Genomic DNA, 17,795 nt, shown 5'->3' with positions numbered 1-17,795 from the left:
TTACGAACCTAAACACACGAAAACGGAAGTAATATCAGATTATTGGACCTATGCTTCATAATTCCCACGAATATAAGCAAATGACCTCCCTCCCACAAAAAGTTTGGGCAAAATCATCAACCTTTCTCTCCCCGTTGCATAAGTTGTATAGGAAGAATCTTGACCAATTGGTCTATTTGCATAAAGAGGGGAGTATCTAAGTTGAAAATTCACATTGTACAAAAAGGTGATACGCTTTGGAAGATTGCCCAGAAGTACGGCGTAGATTTTACCGAGCTGAAGAATATGAACAATCAATTATCCAATCCCGACATGATCATGCCAGGCATGAAGATCAAAGTACCTCAAGGAACGAAACCAGTTAAGAAAGAGGCACCGAAAAAGAAAGAAGCGCCTGTAAATAACCAAGCGCCTGTTAAGAAAGAAATGCCGAAGTATCAGCCATATAAAAAGGAAGCACCGAAGCCGATTCCGAAGGTCGTTGAAGATGAAGTGAAACCGAAAGAAAAACCGATGATGCCTGTACAGCCGAAACAACCGATCCAAATGAACATGCCTTTCCATATGCCGGTTGTCGATCAGCAATTGCAAAATTACTACACCACCTTCAATCTTCCTCCAATGCCAGCCATGCCGCAGAAAAAGAAAGAAAAAGTCAAAGGGGTACAAAAACCTCAAGCGCCAAAAGCGGTAAAGCCGCAAGAGACTCAAAAGCAGAAGCCGAACAAAATGCCGCAAATGCAACCTCAACAGATGCCGCAGGTACAAGGAGCCCAGTCCCAGCAGAAGATGCCGCAGGTACAAGGAGCCCAGTCCCAGCAGAAGATACCGCAAGTACAAGGAACCCAGTCCCAGCAGAAAATGCCACAGGTACAAGGAGCTCAGTACCAGCCGATGCCGATGCCAATGCCAATGCCGATGATGATGCCTCAGCATCTACCGCCATGTCCGCCGTTCCAACCGGTCTACTGTCCACCGATGCCTATGATGCCACAAGGCCAGTTGGTGGATAGCCAGTATATGTGCGAAGATGATAATCAAGTAGCAGGCATGCAGGAAATGTGGGATTCGAGCAGCGATGGTGACCAGGTAGCAGGAGCACAAATGGATGACTGTGGCTGTGGTGGCTACGGTCAACAGATGCCGTGGGGTCAAGGCCAGCAGATGATGCCAGGCTATGGTCAACAGATGCCGTGGGGTCAAGGTCAGCAGATGATGCCAGGCTATGGTCAACAGATGCCGTGGGGCCAAGGCCAGCAAATGATGCCGGGTGAGGGTCAACAGATGCCATGGGGCCAAGGCCAGCAGATGATGCCAGGTCAGGGACAGCAGATGCCATGGGGCCAAGGCCAGCAGATGATGCCGGGTCAGGGACAGCAGATGCCATGGGGCCAAGGCCAGCAGATGATGCCAGGTCAGGGTCAACAGATGCCTTCCGGTTCAGGTCAAGGTAACCAAGGTACACAAGGGCAGCAAATGATGATGCCGGGCTCCGGACAACAGATGCCATGGGGTCAAGGCGGGCAGCAAATGATGCCGGGTTCTGCGGGACAGAACCAGCAAACGTGGGGGAATTATCCCGGGCTGAGCAATTCCTATGACTGGGAAAGCGATGAAGATTAAGAGGCGGGGCGATTCCTACATGAATCGCCTCATTTCTTTTATGCATGAACATGGGGCTCTAGGGATCGATGATATCAAAGCGATGAAATTGCATGTATTCAAGATTCGTTGTGGCAATCAGTTTTTTGCACTTAAAGCGTATAGTAACCCTGCCAAGCTCGAACAACAACATCTTTTCTTCAAAGAATGGGAAGCGTCTTCCTCGTATGGTGCAGCACCTATCGCTTTTCCGAATGGTCTGCGGTATGTAGAAGATGGGAAGGATCATTGGGGGCTTTTTGAATGGATTGATGGAGAAGCACTGAACTTCAGGTATAAACGAGACCGCCAGGAAGCACTGAAGTTTCTTTATGCTTTTCACACCAGTTGCCGCGGGACGACGAAGCCGATCATTCAGCGGTCGCCGCTTTATATTAAATTCGAGCGAAGGGCTGAAGTGTTCAACGATACCCGTCCGCTTTTCCGTAATTTGGGTAGAGAACACCTTTATGAGGATATTGCGGAAGTGTGCGACATCACCTTAAGAGCGTTCCGTAATGAAAATTGGAAAGGAATTCATGAAAAAGCGCATACAGAAAAATCGTGGATTCATGGGGATGTCGCGCACCATAATTTCATTCGGACGGACACAGGGGAAATCAAGCTGATTGACTTTGACCTTCTGCAAATGGGGCCGGAGGTTTATGAGTTCATTCAACTAGGGCAGCGTTATTTACACCATATCGATCATTCATGGAGTAAACTGACCAGTCTTTTCAGGGATGTTCCAAATAAGAAACAGTGGCTGAAAGGACTCCTTGTCCCGAGTGACTTCATGAGGGAATGGATTCATTTGACTAGACGGTTCAAAGATGACTACCGAAGAATGGATGCTGAATTGGTGGAATATGAGCAAATGTGGCAGGAGAGGAAAAGATTTGTTGAGAAAGTTCTGGATATGCTATCATAAGACATCCTATACGTGAAAAAGGAGAGCATACGACGACATGGAAAAACAAATCGAACACATAGTAGAATGGTTGAAGCAAAAAGGCGAAGAAGCGAACGTAAAAGGGATGCTCGTTGGAGTTAGTGGCGGAATCGATTCAGCAGTCGTAGCCAATTTGATCAAAAAAGCATTTCCGGAAAACTCGCTCGGAGTCATCATGCCATGTAAGAGTCAGTCAAGTGATGCCGATCATGCCCATCAGGTCATCGAGGAGTGTGGGATCGATCATATGACGGTCGATCTGACCGACACTCATAACACGATGTTCGGAGCAATCAAAGAACAGTTGAAAGCGGCAGGTACGCTTAATGAAGCGAATGAAAAGCTTGCGGACGCCAACCTGAGGGCCCGTTTGCGTATGAGTACACTTTATACGATAGCGACCAATCACAATTACCTTGTAGTAGGTACAGATAATGCTGCTGAGTGGTACACCGGATATTTTACAAAGTATGGAGATGGCGGTGTGGACCTTGTACCGTTGGTCAACCTTACGAAAGGTGAAGTTCGTGAAATGGCTGGATATCTGAATGTTCCTGAAGCAGTCATCAATAAGCAGCCGAGCGCTGGACTTTGGGAAGGTCAGACCGATGAGAATGAAATGGGAACAAGTTATGATATGATCGATAAGCATATCAAAGGGGAAGAAATCCCTGAAAAAGATAAAGAGATCATTGAAGCGATGCATCGCAAATCAGCACATAAACGCTCACTTGCGCCTGGGCCGGAACCATTGAAATAAGGAAATAATTTTACAGAATGAAAATTTCCTCCTTGCCTCATCTTAAAGGCAAAGGAGGTTTTTTTATGTACAGATGGATAGGTTTATTGATGGTTGTTTCCTTGTTCATCCTTGGTGGATGTGGACAGGACGATCAGGCTCAAGAAAAACAGCAGAATGACACTGAAAATCTATATCAGCCGATGAAATCTGGGGAACAGAATGATGAAGTGGAAACACCTGATCCTGATTATGGGAATCGCCCTTATCATAAACGGGATGAAACGAGAGAGATCCGGAACACCCAATACGGTGAATCCAATCGCAGCCATGATAACGGTTTTTATAATGAAGAATCTCTCAGAATCACGGAAGCTGTCAATGAAATAAAAGAAGTGACGATGACCCAGGCGATTGCTACCGAAGACCGCATCATGGTTGCTGTGATGATCAACCCATATGATCAAAGAGATCATTCTGTTGCACAGAAAGTCCGACATAAAGTAGAAAAGATGGCCAACGGAAAAAAAGTGTACGTATACACGAACAACAACCGGTGGGATCATATGAAAGACTTGAATGCTCGTCTCAAAGCAGAACAGGCACCTGGAAAAGTGAAAGAGCAGATCAATGAATTCATCGACCGTTTTGGCGGAGAATAGCTGTCACCCAGCCTTAGCCGCACTGCTTCAATCAAACAAATGGTTATGATATAGTGAAAGTGGAATCACATTTGTTTGATGGAGAGGAGAATGTCCGATGGCTGGTCATTCTAAATGGAAGAATATTCAAAGACGTAAAAATGCGCAGGACGCCAAGCGTGGTAAAGTGTTTATGAAACTTGCCAGAGAGATCTTTGTCGCAGCAAAACAAGGCGGTGGGGACCCGGAAATGAATCCAGGGTTGAGAATGGTCATCGATAAGGCTAAAGCGAGCAATATGCCAAACGATAACATCGATCGTGCCATCAAAAAAGCGACCGGTGATCTGGACGGCGTCAATTATGAAGAGTTCTATTATGAAGGCTATGGACCGGGCGGAGCAGCTGTCATGGTCAAAGTGCTTACAGATAATAAAAACCGTACAGCAGCGGAAGTGCGCCATGCATTCAATAAGAATGATGGGAACCTCGGAGAAAACGGCTGCGTATCGTATATGTTCGACCGAAAAGGCTATCTCGTCATCGATCGTGATATGCATGAGCAGGATGAAGAAGAAGTGATGCTCGAAGCAATCGAAGCGGGAGCTGAGGAAATGGAAACCAGCGATGAAACCTTTGAAATCTATACAGAAGTGGATCAGTTCACTTCGGTCAAACAGGCGCTCGAAGCTGCCGGGTACACGTTTGAGACGGCTGAATTGACGATGATTCCTCAGACCTATAATGAACTGGATGAAGAGCAGGCAGCTAAGATGCTGAAGCTGATCGACATGCTGGAAGATGATGACGATGTTCAGGACATCTATCATAACTTCGAAGCGAATGAAGAAGTGCTTGAGAAACTGTCCTGATTTCCACCTTTCATAATAATAGCTTCTATTTCTGGGCAAACTGGAAATGGAAGCTATTTTTATTTGAGGTGATAACTATGAGACCTTTAAGATATACATTGACTTTCCTTCTTGTCATCGGTTGTCTGATCTATACCAGACCTCAGGATCTGATCAATGTCAATGCAGACGATCGTGCTGCTCCGGTTGCTAGTGAACCTATGGAATTGACAGTGAAAGAGAAGACCACTTATATCGATGGAACGAGTGAAGTGGATGAAACCGTCCAGACCATCTGGTCGATGGAAGATTTCTGGGCTCAATATCGTGATTGGCAATTTGTAGAGATGGGCGAAGGATTCGTCACTTTCGAAAAAGCCTCCACTGACATCTCCCCTTCCGTTAAGAAGGATGGATATTTTGGAATCGATTTGAACAATCAATTGAGCATCTTCAGAGGTAAGCCGGCAAATGGAGATGTAATCGAATCCTTTTATTCCATACCTGTCGAAAAACTGGAGTCATCGCGGATGAAGGCATTGAAGGAAGGAATCAAAATCACCGATAAAGAGCAGTTCCAGCACGTGATGGAAACCTATGCTGAATTTTCTGGTGAGAAAGAAAAATATTGAATGCACACAGCCAAAGGGAGCACGCCTTCCTTTGGCTCTTTTGGCGTCAAGGCATTTCTGAGTCAAATGCCCTTATACGAACATGTGCTTGTGTGTTACAATAGATGGAGAATTTGACATGGTAGAGGGGAAACGAAGCCAATGATTGCATATATCAGAGGGAATTTGACCGTCGTCGATGATGAATCGGTCGTAATCGAAACAAATGGAATAGGCTATGAAGTGATTTGCGCAAATCCATATGCTTTTCAGGCATACATGAATAAAGAAATACAGGTCCATACATATCATTATGTAAGAGAAGACACCCAGACGTTGTATGGGTTCAAAAAGAAAGAAGATAAATCATTGTTTGCGAAACTGTTGAATGTTTCCGGAATCGGTCCAAAAGGGGCGTTGGCTATTTTGGCATCGACCAGTGTGACGGATTTCGTAACTGGAATCGAACAGGAAGATGAGAAGTTCCTGACGAAATTCCCTGGTGTAGGGAAAAAGACGGCCCGACAGATGATTCTGGATTTGAAAGGAAAGCTGCTCGTCTGGCTTCCTGATGAAGAGAATGAGCAATCGATTTTCTATGATGATAAGACATCCTCTTCTGCAAAACGGAAATCAGTCGATGAGGCGCTGGAAGCAATGAAGGCGCTAGGATATTCTGATCGTGAATTGACTGCACTGCGTCCGAAGCTGAATAAGGAAAACTGTGAGAATGTGGATGATTATGTCCGCAAAGGGCTGCAGCTCATGATGAAAAATTAGGAAGGAGACTGTGAGTGATGGAAGAGCGAATGGTTTCCAATGAACTACAGGAAGACGATTCAAGTATTGAATTCAGTTTAAGACCAGCAAACCTGAATCAATATATCGGTCAAACGAAAACGAAAGAGAACTTGCGGATTTTCATCGAGGCGGCAAAAATGCGAAACGAGCCGCTTGATCATGTCCTCCTTTATGGACCGCCAGGACTTGGTAAAACGACATTAGCCTCGATCATCGCAAACGAAATGGGGGTACAGTTCCGTGCAACTTCCGGCCCTGCGATCGAGCGGGCGGGAGATCTTGCGGCGATCCTTTCATCATTAGAAGCAGGGGATGTCCTGTTCATCGATGAGATCCACCGTCTTCCTCGTTCTGTCGAGGAAGTGTTGTATCCGGCTATGGAAGATTTTTGTCTCGATATCGTAATCGGCAGTGGCCCCAGTGCGAGATCTGTTCGTCTCGACCTGCCACCATTCACGTTGATCGGAGCAACGACCAGAGCGGGTCTTTTGTCCGCTCCGTTACGGGATCGTTTCGGTGTATTGAGCAGGCTTGATTTTTATGATACGAAAGATTTGTGTTCGATTGTACAGCGGACAGGGGATATTTTTCATATCGGTATCGATGGAGATGCAGCGATCGAGATCGCCAGACGTTCAAGAGGAACCCCGAGGATTGCCAATCGCCTGTTAAAGCGGGTGCGTGACATGGCACAGGTCAAGGGGATGGACAGAATTCTGTTCGATACGACCCAGGAAGCACTTGAGATGCTTCAGGTCGACCCTGCCGGACTTGATCATATCGACCACAAGTTCCTGCTCGGAATCATCGATGGATTCCGTGGTGGACCTGTCGGATTGGATACGATTGCGGCCACGATCGGGGAGGAATCCCAGACGATTGAAGACGTATATGAACCCTTCCTGCTGCAACAGGGCTTCATCCAACGTACCCCGAGAGGACGCGTCGTGACTCCAAAAGCGTATCAGCACTTCCACCGGGAGGTGCCTGAGGCTTGACCGGGTTCGGAAAAATATTTATTGTAATAGGGATTGTTTTTATCATTGTCGGAATCCTGTGGAGTGTGATTGGAAAGCTTCCCGGGGACTTGTCCTTCAAGAAAGGCAATGTCACCTTTTATTTTCCGATCATGACCTCCATCGTGGTGAGTATCATCTTATCATTGATTTTTTATTTTATCGGCAAAATAAGTTAGCACGAATAGGAGTTTACTATGGATATCAAGCAATATGATTTCGACCTGCCAGAGGAATTGATTGCCCAGACCCCGCTGGAAGACCGGACGGCTTCCAGGTTGATGGTCTTGAATAAAGAGAAAGAATCGATTGATCATAAGCACTTTTATGACATCATCGATTACTTGGATGCAGGCGACTGTCTTGTCCTGAATGATACCCGCGTCCTTCCAGCTCGGCTTTATGGAGTGAAAGAGGATACTGGAGCAAAAGTGGAAGTGCTGCTTTTGCATCAATCGGAAAAGGATGAGTGGGAAGTGCTTGCCAAGCCAGCGAAAAAAGTGAAAGAAGGCACCAGGATCGTTTTTGGTGATGGCAAGCTTGCTGCTGTATGCACCGGTCTTAAGGAACATGGCGGCAGAGTCGTCAAATTTGAATATGAAGGCATTTTCCTTGAAGTATTGGAATCCTTGGGAGAAATGCCGCTTCCTCCTTATATCAAGGAGCAGCTTCCTGATCGTGAACGGTATCAGACCGTCTATGCTAAAGAAGAAGGCTCAGCTGCTGCACCTACTGCCGGGCTTCACTTCACAGAAGAATTACTGGAAAAGATCCGCCACAAAGGGGTGGAGATTGCGTACATCACCCTCCATGTAGGGCTTGGTACGTTCCGCCCGGTAAGTGTGGAAGATGTGGAGGAGCATGATATGCATGCCGAATTCTATCAAATGTCAGAGGAAACAGCACAGCAGTTGAATGACGTTCGTGCAAGAGGCAGCCGGATCATCTCGGTAGGAACAACATCGACAAGAACATTGGAGACGATCGTCAGAGATCATGGTACGTTTGTCAAAGCGGAAGGCTGGACGGATATTTTCATCTATCCTCCTTATCAATTGAAGGCGATCGACGGACTGATCACCAATTTCCACTTGCCGAAATCGACCTTGATCATGCTGGTCAGCGCCCTTGCCGGAAGGGATTTCATCCTGAAAGCCTATAGAGAAGCGGTCGATGAACGTTATCGTTTCTTCAGTTTCGGGGATGCAATGCTGATTCTTTGAGCAGGATATATTAGTAGGTAAAAAGAGAGGGTTTTAAAATAATGGCAGTAACCTATGAATTAATCAAAACGTGTAAACAGACCGGAGCAAGACTTGGTAAAGTCCACACTCCGCATGGATCTTTCGAGACGCCTGTTTTCATGCCGGTCGGCACACTTGCCACTGTGAAGACGATGAGCCCGGACGAGCTCGAGCGTATGGGGGCGAACATCATTCTCTCCAATACGTACCACCTTTGGCTTCGTCCTGGAGAAGATATCGTCGAGGAAGCTGGAGGATTGCATGACTTCATGAATTGGGACGGCTCGATCCTGACTGATTCTGGTGGCTTTCAAGTTTTCAGTCTTAGTGACTTAAGGCAGATCGAAGAAGAGGGTGTCCACTTCCGCAACCATATCAGCGGGGAAAAGCTGTTCCTGTCACCTGAAAAAGCAATGCATATTCAAAATTCCCTTGGAGCTGACATCATGATGGCATTTGATGAATGTCCTCCATACCCTGCAGAATATGATTATATGAAAAAGTCAGTGGAACGGACAAGCCGCTGGGCGGAGAGATGTCTTGAAGCGCATAAGCGTACGGACCGTCAGGGATTGTTCGGTATCGTCCAGGGAGGCGAATATGAAGAGCTGCGTCGCCAAAGTGCAAAAGATCTCGTATCACTCGATTTTCCTGGCTATGCGATTGGTGGCCTGTCTGTTGGGGAGCCGAAGGATGTCATGAATCGTGTGCTTGATTTCACGACACCGCTGTTACCCGATAACAAACCTCGCTATCTGATGGGAGTAGGATCACCGGATTCACTGATCGATGGTTCGATCCGTGGGATTGATATGTTTGATTGTGTGCTGCCGACAAGGATTGCCAGAAATGGTACATGCATGACTTCCAATGGTCGACTTGTCGTGAGAAACGCAAAGTTTGCCCGCGATTTCCGTCCAATCGATGAAAATTGTGATTGCTACACTTGCCGTAATTATTCACGTGCATATATCCGTCATTTGGTCAAAGCCAATGAAACATTTGGTTTCCGACTAACTACTTACCATAATCTTTATTTTCTGTTAAAATTGATGGAGCATGTACGTGAAGCCATTCGAGAAGATCGCCTAGGCGATTTCAGAGAAGAATTTTTTGAACAATATGGTTTCAACAAACCAAATGCGAAGAACTTTTAGAGAGGGGGAAAGGACATGGAAGGAGGCCTATTAGGTTTATTACCTATCGTAGCCATGTTCGTAATTTTCTACTTCTTGCTTATCCGTCCACAGCAAAAGAAACAGAAGCAGATTCAACAGATGCAGGCGGATTTGCAAAAGGGAAATGATATCGTGACAATCGGAGGGCTGCATGGTAAGATCAATGCGCTCGATGAGGGAACTGTAGTCATCGTAATCGAAGATGGTACGAAACTGAAATTCGATCGCAGTGCAATTCGCGACGTCGTGAACAACTAACATAAAAAATGAGGATGTCATAGCGACATCCTCATTTTTTTGTTCGCGCAGCAGGATTCAGGTTCACCCCGAGCATACCTCCGATTAGAGCTGCTGCCATCATGCCTGCGAAGTAAGGCAGTTGAGCGATTGACATCCCTTTCTGGAGTCCGAGATATTGATAAAGTATGACGAACAATAGAAATGCGCCTCCAGTGATCAATCCATACATCCAGCCTTTTTCCTGCCCGCGGAATGCAGCGACGGCTCCTCCGATGAACAGGATAAGCAAAGCGGTGATCAATGTCATCCAATTCAGGATACCTGTATCAATACTTGTGAATCTCAAAAGTAAGGCGAAAACGAAACTGCAGGATAACATTAAAACGACGATCATTGCCAGCCCATACCCCATAGCTTTCCAGTTTTCCTTTACCATCGATTCTCCCTCCGTTTCCTGTACTTGTCCTTCTATCTATATGAAGCAAAATGCTCAAATAGACATACCTATTTGGTACTTCTGTTGAATAAACATCATAGAAAAGGGTAAAAAGGGGACAGGTTATGATTACAGCAATGGCAATCTTGATATTCCTCATCAGTTACATCATGATCATGACAGAGAAACTCAATCGTGCACTCGTAGCGGTAGGTGGAGGCGTCCTATTATTATTGACAAGTGTCTATGATTGGGAGGAAGCGTTCACCAAGTACATTGACTGGGACACGATCGCCTTACTGTTTTCCATGATGGTACTTGTTTCCATTACTAAGAAAACCGGCGTCTTTGAATATGTGGCGATAAAGTTTGCACAGACCGTCAAAGGGAGACCGGTACCATTATTGATCGGAACAGCTATTTTGACGGCTGTAGGTTCTGCTTTTCTCGATAACGTTACGACTGTGCTGCTGTTTGTCCCTATCCTGCTTACGCTGACGAACATGCTTTCCCTTCCCGCATTTCCGTTTTTGATTGTAACGATTTTCAGCTCGAATATTGGAGGGACGGCAACGCTGATCGGAGATCCGCCGAATATCATGATTGGACAGGCGGTCAAACACTTTACATTTCTATCGTTTGTCTGGAACCTGGGGCCATTGGTCCTTATTCTGTTTACGATCATCATTACAGGAATGGTATTCGTATTCCGGAACCAATTGAAGTTTGATTCGACCAAGGTTGCAGAGCTGATGAAGATCGAGCCGGAATCTTACTTGAAAAGAACACCGATGCTTTACCAATCGCTCGCTGTCCTAGGCATGACGATCGTCGGTTTCCTCATGCATCCGATCATCCATGTGGAACTGACGACGGTATCTGTGTGTGCCGCGGTGCTGTTGCTGCTTTTGACAGATAAAGAGTACTCAAGTGAAAAAGTGTTCGAAGAAGTCGAATGGGTCACGCTGTTTTTCTTTATGGGACTGTTCATGCTCGTTGGCGGACTTATCAAAGTTGGGGTTATCGATGAAATCGCCAGGGGGATGATGTGGGTTTCAGGCGGAGACCTTCCCACTACAGCGATCATCGTACTCTGGAGTTCAGGGCTGCTTTCCGGCATCGTCGACAACATCCCATTCGTGGCAGCGATGATTCCAGTCGTTCATGAACTGCAGGGATATGGCATGATGAACTTGGATCCGGTATGGTGGTCGTTGGCGCTTGGGGCCTGTCTTGGCGGTAATGGTACACTAATCGGAGCATCAGCCAACGTTGTCGTAGCTGGACTTGCAGCAAGTGCAAACCATTCGATTTCATTTGTCAGATTCCTGTTATATGGAATTCCAGTCCTGCTCGTTTCACTAATTATTTCGACCATTTATGTGTACTTCCGGTTCCTCGTTCCGTTCCTATCATAATATTCCAGCTTCTGGACACCTTAAGTCTAGAGCTTAAAACAGGTAGGGGCAGTGGAGGAGGCAACGTAAGTGGATTTGGTAGAGATATTGATGGTCATTGCGCGGACGATTTTCACTTATTTTTTAATTTTATTTGTATTTCGTCTTATGGGAAAAAGGGAAATCGGAGAGCTGAGTATTCTTGACTTAGTTGTATTTGTCATGCTTGCTGAAATTGCCGTATTCACGATTGAACAACCCGACAAATCCCTCGTACATGCAATCGTTCCAATGACAGTGCTTTTAATCATTCAACGATTGAGTGCCTTTTTATCTTTGAAAAACCAGCGATTCAGGGACTGGTTCGATGGAAAACCTTCAATCATCGTAAAAGGCGGGAAAATAGACGAGGAAGAAATGCGCAAGCAGCGGTATAATTTCAATGATCTTCTGACACAGTTGAGGGAGAAAGGCGTCTTCAGTATCAAGGATGTCGAGTACGCTATCCTTGAGCCGAACGGCAAGCTGTCCGTGCTTGAAAAGGATGAGAATTCTCCTGACCGCTCTCAGGGCTATTCAATTTCACTCATTGCAGACGGTTTGATCCAGTATGATTCCCTCCAGAGGATAAAGAAGAACAAGAGCTGGCTGTTGAATGAGCTGAAGAAAAAAGGCTACGATTCTGAAAAAGAGATCTCCTATTGTTCAATGGACGAGACTGGAGACTTGTACATTGACGATAAAGATCAATATTCATAGTAGCAGTATATGTAAGCTTATATTTGTCAGGCTATGAAAACATTTTATAAAAGTAGACCTAAAGAATAGTTACTTTGAACACGCCCGTATCCTAGTCCTGATTTTTGAAAATTATGCAGTGCCAAGGTCGTTCACCAAACAAATAGAGGGTGGCGGGGGAACTGCTCGACTCCCGTGGGAGAAGGGCCTAGGCGAGACCCCACAGGGAGTAAAACGACCGAGGAGGCTCGCCAGCTCCCCCACAGGAAAGCGAGTAGTTCCCCCGCCACCCTTTCCGCTGATTCGGCAATGTCCCTTAAATATATCAAAAATAAAAAGACCCGATCAAATTCGAATCTGAATTGATCGGGTCTTTCTCCATAATAGGAACGTATTTCTATTTCACGAATTTCTTTAAGAATGGCAGCTGTTTCAATTCTTCCTTTGTGATGAACCTGAGTATAAATAGAAGAATGATATAGATGATCGTCAGCAGTCCACAAATAAGAGCAAATCCCATACTCTCCCCAATCTCAAAATGGATCAATGACTTTAACTGGGCCCCCATGAACCAGGTAGCAGCTACCAATATGAGCATCTTCATAATATCTGCCCAAGGAATGGTGAAACCGATCGCTTTCATCAATGTAGCCAGGTGGAGGAGGGTGACTACCAATACTCCTGTCACAATGGCGATTGCTACACCTTGTATTCCGAAAGATGGCTGTGAAGCTAATCCGATAAGTACTGCAAATTTTACGACAGCGCCGATCAAACTGTTCCACATGGCAGCTCGCGCAAAATTGAGCGCCTGCAGGGCAGCCTGGAGGGGAGATTGGATATAATGCATAAGGAAAAAGGGAGCCATCAGTGCGAGCATATAAGCAGCATGGCTTGTCCCGTACATCAACTGCAAGATGGTGGCGGCGAACGTTGTCAACACGATCGTAGCCAGTCCTCCTGAAGCGAAAGAAAGCCGTATGGACTGGTGAATGCGGTAATGTACCAGTTTGTTATTCTTGTTTGCTTCTGCTTCACTGATTGATGGGACTAGTGCCACCGACAATGAATGGGTGATGAAAGTAGGCAGCAACAGCAGCGGGAGGACATACCCGGTCAGCTCTCCATATTGCTTCGTCGCAAGAGTTGCTGTGATCCCTGCCAGTGCCAGGCTTTGCGCTACCAGAATCGGCTCAAGGAAAAAAGAAACAGATCCGATCATTCGACTGCCGGTCGTAGGAACAGCAATCGATAGTAATTCACGTAACGTGGACCTGCCGTTTTGCAAATAGACAAGGAAACGTTTCCGGACTTTGAACCGCTTTTTAATAGAAAACATCCGAAGCATGTACATCAGTGAAACGAATTCGCCTAGTATGACAGAAACCATAGCCCCAGCAGCTGCATATTCGACACCATAAGGGAGCATCAATTTTGTCAGGAAAGCAACGGAAATGATTCGGACGAATTGCTCAATGACTTGAGAATAGGCTTGAGGTTTCATATTTTGTCTGCCTTGGAAATATCCTCTGATGACGGCCGAGATTGCCACGATCGGTATGATCGGAGCGATGACAACCAGCGGTACTGCTGTCCTTTCATCTGTCAGAAGATTTGTTGCTACCCAAGGGGCGAACAGAATCATCAACGTTGTAAAAATTACACTTAACATTCCGGTTATGACGAGTGACATGATGAGGATCATTTTCACTTTTTTCAAATCTGATTTTGCTTCTGCCTCTGCGACCATTTTTGAAATGGCGACCGGAAGCCCGAACTGTGTCAATGTGATGGCAAGGATCAATGTCGGAACAGCCATCATATAGAGCCCGACACCCTCTTCACCCATGATTCTTGCAACGACGATGCGGTTGATGAACCCCATGAACCGAGTCACCATACCCGCTGCAATAAGAATCAACGTGCCCTGCAGAAAAGTTTGCTTGGTCATGTGATAGGACCCGCCTTCTCAAAGTGATTAAATTCATATACAATGAATGTATATGCACAGCAGGTGTACAAGCATGACACTTTTCTCTTCTAGTACACAGGCCTGCAAGTGGAGGAGGCAATGTCAATGGAATTGGTGCAGACAGTAAGTCAGTGGAAGGCACATGTCAGCCCGCTCTTACAAAGTAAAGCGGATGAATTCAAAATTATGGGGTACCCGAAAACGACGAAACAGGACGTGTGGGAATGTTTACGGCAAAAGGTATGGAAAGGTGACCCGGAAAAGCGGTTATATGAAATCACGCAGGAGATCATGCGTCTGAACACCACTACATATATCAGCTATTTGACGGTCAGCGCGTATAAAGACGATGATTTGATGAAGTCGATTGCCGCACTGACAGAAGGTAATGAAGAATAGCTGCAAGGCCTGGCATTGACAGGTGTTGCCAAAGATTTCTATAATGGTTCATATTAAAGGTGAACAATTACATAATCAGACCATAGGTACGAGGAACCCATTACACATAGGATGAAGAACAACATGAGGCTCTTCCTTGTACCCTATTTATGTTGCGGTGGATTTAAAGGAAATCGTCACATAGTAGAGGTTGCATTATTAAAGGAGGAACACGAAGTGGTAAAAAGAGGTCGCATCGTTGCATTTTTTCTCATTGTACTGCTACTTGCTGGTACAATCGGAACAACGATCACAGGAGTAACCAAAGATATCAAACTCGGACTCGATCTACAGGGTGGGTTTGAAATCCTATATGAGGTAGAACCTCTGAATGATGATCAGGAAGTGAACCGTAACGTCATGGAAGCGACGGTCCAGGCATTGACAGAACGTGTCGATGTCCTAGGTATCAGTGAAACGAGCATTGATATCGAAGGCAACGACAGGATCAGAGTCCAACTTGCTGGAGTGGAAGATCAGTCTGAAGCACGTGAACTGCTCTCCACCACTGCTCAATTGTCCTTCCGTGATTATCAAGGGAAAGAGTACTTGAACGGTTCGGATCTTGTCGGAGGCAGTGCCGCACAGTCTTTCGACCAAAATAACCAACCTATGGTCACGATGAAACTGAAAAGTGCTTCTAAATTTTATGAAGTATCTAAGGAAATCTATAACATAGAAGATGATCCTACGACACCATACCCGGAAAATGCAATGGTGATCTGGCTGGATTATGACGAAGATACATCCTATGCAGAAGAGTATGGAAAAGAAGACCCTGCATACGTTTCTGCGCCTATTTTTAAAGATGGACCGATTCGAAGTACGAATGTTCAAATCGACGGTAACTTTACTGTAGATTCTGCTAAAAAGATGGCAGATATTCTGAATGCGGGTTCATTGCCGGTCGAACTTAATGAAATGTATTCCGACTCTGTAGGTGCGCAATTCGGTGCGCAGGCAATGGACAAAACGGTATTTGCCGGGTTCATCGGTATTGCCATTATCTTCATCTACATGATGATCTATTACAGATTCCCTGGCGTGATTGCCACGGTGACTCTAAGTGTCTATATCTACTTGATTCTGCTCGTTTTCGAGTTGATGAATGGCGTGCTGACCCTGCCTGGTATCGCTGCGTTGATCCTTGGTGTGGGTATGGCGGTAGATGCCAATATCATCACCTATGAACGGATAAAAGAAGAACTGAAAGCCGGCAAAACACCAATGTCTGCCTTCAAAGCTGGTAACAGTCGTTCTCTTGCCACAATTCTCGATGCCAATATCACGACGTTGATTGCGGCTGTCGTCTTGTTCATTTTCGGTACAAGCTCGGTAAAAGGGTTCGCTACGATGCTGATCGTCAGCATCCTGGTCAGTTTCATCACTGCGGTGTATGGAAGCAGACTGCTCCTTGGTCTCTGGATCAAGAGCCGTTACTTGAATAAACGTCCAGGCTGGTTCGGCGTCAAGAAAGAACAAATCAATGATATCGCGGAAGGTGATGAAGTCGACGCTACCTTCATGAATCGTAAATTCGACTTTGTCAAATACCGCAAACGGTTCTTTGCACTCTCGATCATACTGATCACAGCAGGCGCATTGGCACTGGCGATCTTCCGTTTGAATCTGGGAATTGATTTCACAGCTGGGTCACGTGTTTCCATCCTTGCTGAAAACAATGTGTCGCTGGAAGAAATCGAAACAGAATTCGAAGAAGAGTTCAATGAAACACCGAAGCAGCTCGTTCATGGTGGGGACAACAATGAAATTGCCAATGTACGCTTCGAATCCCAACTCAGCAAGGATCAGATTGCGGAAATCAAATCCTTCTACAACGATAAATATGGCAGCGAACCGAATGTCAGTACGGTTTCGCCAATCGTAGGAGAAGAACTCGCGAAGAATGCAGCCTTAGCTGTCCTGTACGCATCGATCGGTATCATCATTTATGTGACGATCCGCTTCGAAATCTTCTTTGCTTTGACAGCGATCATTGCGTTGTTGCATGATGCATTCTTTATCATTGCGCTATTTGCGATTACGCGATTGGAGTTCGACATTACCATCATCGCCGCGATTCTTACGATTGTCGGGTATTCCGTCAACGATACGATCGTCACCTTCGACCGTATCAGGGAAAATATCAAATTGAAGAAGCGAGTCAAGTCCTTTGGGGAACTTGCAAAAATCGTAAATAAAAGCTTGATGGAGACACTTGCAAGAAGTATCAATACAGTCATTACTGTCGTCTTTGCAGCACTGATGCTATTGATCTTCGGAGCGTCCTCGATTACCAACTTTGCATTCGCGCTGGTAGTCGGGCTGATTGCAGGTACTTACTCTTCACTATTCATCGCAGCTCAGCTGTGGCTCGTTTGGAGAGGAAAGTCAATCAAAACGAAACCATTAAGTTTTGTGAAAAAGAAAAAACCATCCGGACCTCAGGTCTGATAGATGAAAAGGCTGTCTCATCACGAGGCAGCCTTTTTGATTGGAAAAATGGGAATGAGGGTAAGAATATAGATAGGTATCGTATTCTCTTAATAAGGAGGAATCTTATTATGAAAGGGCAATCCTATTTCATTTTCGCTCTGATTTTTGCGCTTGTAATTGCGATTTTTGCTGTCATTAATGTTGATCCTGTGGAAGTCAATTACTTATTCGGCACTGGTGAAGCACCATTGATCCTCGTCATTCTTTTCTCTGTGCTTATGGGTGGCCTTGTAACAGGAGCTTTCGGGGCAGTCCGGGTCTTCCGGCTCCAGCGGGAAGTGAAGGCACTCAAGTCCCAACAGACCACACCAACCGCACGCCCAACTTCCGGGAAAGAAGAAAAGGAAAAAGACATCAACGATTCAAAAGTAGAAGGATAAGCGTGGTGGATTGCTAGGAATTACC

19 protein-coding genes are annotated in these 17,795 nt (G+C 45.7%); 17 read left to right on the top strand and 2 right to left on the bottom strand.

What is annotated here, in order from left to right:
- The first annotated feature begins 201 nt into the window (after positions 1-201).
- From safA to yajC, 12 genes are all read left to right on the top strand, one after another.
- The gene (safA, locus tag ACFQ2J_RS06740; RefSeq protein ID WP_386057738.1) at positions 202-1,623 is read left to right on the top strand and encodes a LysM peptidoglycan-binding domain-containing protein; all 1,422 of its coding nucleotides are present in this window, start codon (positions 202-204) and stop codon (positions 1,621-1,623) included.
- Between the two features lie 19 nt (positions 1,624-1,642).
- On the top strand, positions 1,643-2,572 hold the full coding sequence (locus ACFQ2J_RS06735) for a phosphotransferase (protein ID WP_386057736.1): 930 nt from the start codon (positions 1,643-1,645) through the stop codon (positions 2,570-2,572).
- A gap of 37 nt (positions 2,573-2,609) precedes the next feature.
- A complete protein-coding gene (nadE, locus tag ACFQ2J_RS06730) occupies positions 2,610-3,353 on the top strand; it encodes an NAD(+) synthase (protein ID WP_386057734.1) in 744 nt (247 codons plus the stop codon).
- Positions 3,354-3,418: 65 nt separating this feature from the next.
- A complete protein-coding gene (locus ACFQ2J_RS06725; RefSeq protein WP_386057733.1) occupies positions 3,419-3,994 on the top strand; it encodes a YhcN/YlaJ family sporulation lipoprotein in 576 nt (191 codons plus the stop codon).
- 97 nt (positions 3,995-4,091) lie between these two features.
- On the top strand, positions 4,092-4,844 hold the full coding sequence (locus tag ACFQ2J_RS06720; RefSeq protein ID WP_386057731.1) for a YebC/PmpR family DNA-binding transcriptional regulator: 753 nt from the start codon (positions 4,092-4,094) through the stop codon (positions 4,842-4,844).
- 77 nt (positions 4,845-4,921) lie between these two features.
- Positions 4,922-5,455: a BofC C-terminal domain-containing protein gene (locus tag ACFQ2J_RS06715; RefSeq protein ID WP_386057729.1), complete on the top strand. Its 534-nt coding sequence runs from the start codon at positions 4,922-4,924 to the stop codon at positions 5,453-5,455.
- Between the two features lie 141 nt (positions 5,456-5,596).
- The gene (ruvA, locus tag ACFQ2J_RS06710) at positions 5,597-6,214 is read left to right on the top strand and encodes a Holliday junction branch migration protein RuvA (RefSeq protein ID WP_386057727.1); all 618 of its coding nucleotides are present in this window, start codon (positions 5,597-5,599) and stop codon (positions 6,212-6,214) included.
- Between the two features lie 17 nt (positions 6,215-6,231).
- Positions 6,232-7,233 carry a Holliday junction branch migration DNA helicase RuvB gene (ruvB, locus tag ACFQ2J_RS06705; RefSeq protein ID WP_386057725.1) on the top strand — a complete coding sequence of 334 codons (1,002 nt, stop codon included), beginning with the start codon at positions 6,232-6,234 and terminating at the stop codon, positions 7,231-7,233.
- Positions 7,230-7,430, top strand: coding sequence for a DUF2905 domain-containing protein (locus tag ACFQ2J_RS06700; RefSeq protein ID WP_386057724.1), 201 nt, complete (start codon positions 7,230-7,232; stop codon positions 7,428-7,430). Before ruvB ends, ACFQ2J_RS06700 begins: the two co-directional genes overlap by 4 nt.
- A gap of 18 nt (positions 7,431-7,448) precedes the next feature.
- On the top strand, positions 7,449-8,474 hold the full coding sequence (queA, locus tag ACFQ2J_RS06695) for a tRNA preQ1(34) S-adenosylmethionine ribosyltransferase-isomerase QueA (RefSeq protein WP_386057722.1): 1,026 nt from the start codon (positions 7,449-7,451) through the stop codon (positions 8,472-8,474).
- Between the two features lie 38 nt (positions 8,475-8,512).
- A complete protein-coding gene (tgt, locus tag ACFQ2J_RS06690) occupies positions 8,513-9,652 on the top strand; it encodes a tRNA guanosine(34) transglycosylase Tgt (protein WP_386058374.1) in 1,140 nt (379 codons plus the stop codon).
- A 15-nt stretch (positions 9,653-9,667) separates the two neighbouring features.
- Positions 9,668-9,931 (top strand): preprotein translocase subunit YajC, encoded by a 264-nt coding sequence (gene yajC, locus ACFQ2J_RS06685; RefSeq protein ID WP_386057720.1) that lies wholly within the window; start codon positions 9,668-9,670, stop codon positions 9,929-9,931.
- Between the two features lie 31 nt (positions 9,932-9,962).
- Here yajC and ACFQ2J_RS06680 read toward each other — a convergent pair whose 3' ends face one another.
- Complete coding sequence (locus ACFQ2J_RS06680) at positions 9,963-10,349, bottom strand: TIGR04086 family membrane protein (protein ID WP_386057718.1); 387 nt, start codon at positions 10,347-10,349, stop codon at positions 9,963-9,965.
- Between the two features lie 125 nt (positions 10,350-10,474).
- On the opposite strand from ACFQ2J_RS06680, the gene ACFQ2J_RS06675 reads away from it, so the two are divergent.
- Together ACFQ2J_RS06675 and ACFQ2J_RS06670 are read left to right on the top strand one after the other, a co-directional pair.
- A complete protein-coding gene (locus ACFQ2J_RS06675) occupies positions 10,475-11,767 on the top strand; it encodes an ArsB/NhaD family transporter (protein ID WP_386057716.1) in 1,293 nt (430 codons plus the stop codon).
- A 90-nt stretch (positions 11,768-11,857) separates the two neighbouring features.
- A complete protein-coding gene (locus ACFQ2J_RS06670) occupies positions 11,858-12,505 on the top strand; it encodes a DUF421 domain-containing protein (protein ID WP_449343031.1) in 648 nt (215 codons plus the stop codon).
- A gap of 376 nt (positions 12,506-12,881) precedes the next feature.
- Here ACFQ2J_RS06670 and spoVB read toward each other — a convergent pair whose 3' ends face one another.
- Positions 12,882-14,435 carry a stage V sporulation protein B gene (gene spoVB / locus ACFQ2J_RS06665; protein ID WP_386057712.1) on the bottom strand — a complete coding sequence of 518 codons (1,554 nt, stop codon included), beginning with the start codon at positions 14,433-14,435 and terminating at the stop codon, positions 12,882-12,884.
- A 126-nt stretch (positions 14,436-14,561) separates the two neighbouring features.
- Here spoVB and ACFQ2J_RS06660 point away from each other — a divergent pair, with 126 nt between their 5' ends.
- From ACFQ2J_RS06660 to ACFQ2J_RS06650, 3 genes are all read left to right on the top strand, one after another.
- A complete protein-coding gene (locus tag ACFQ2J_RS06660) occupies positions 14,562-14,855 on the top strand; it encodes a post-transcriptional regulator (protein WP_386057710.1) in 294 nt (97 codons plus the stop codon).
- A gap of 216 nt (positions 14,856-15,071) precedes the next feature.
- Positions 15,072-17,348, top strand: a complete 2,277-nt coding sequence (gene secDF, locus ACFQ2J_RS06655; RefSeq protein ID WP_386057709.1) for a protein translocase subunit SecDF — start codon at positions 15,072-15,074, stop codon at positions 17,346-17,348.
- Between the two features lie 110 nt (positions 17,349-17,458).
- Positions 17,459-17,770: a LapA family protein gene (locus tag ACFQ2J_RS06650; protein ID WP_386057707.1), complete on the top strand. Its 312-nt coding sequence runs from the start codon at positions 17,459-17,461 to the stop codon at positions 17,768-17,770.
- The last annotated feature ends 25 nt before the right edge of the window (positions 17,771-17,795 follow it).

This window comes from Thalassobacillus hwangdonensis (genome assembly GCF_042675915.1).
GTDB classification, from domain to species: Bacteria; Bacillota; Bacilli; order Bacillales; family Halobacillaceae; genus Thalassobacillus_A; species Thalassobacillus_A hwangdonensis.
The sequence above is the reverse complement of the archived record's forward strand: the minus strand, read 5'-3'. Positions and strand labels throughout refer to the sequence as shown.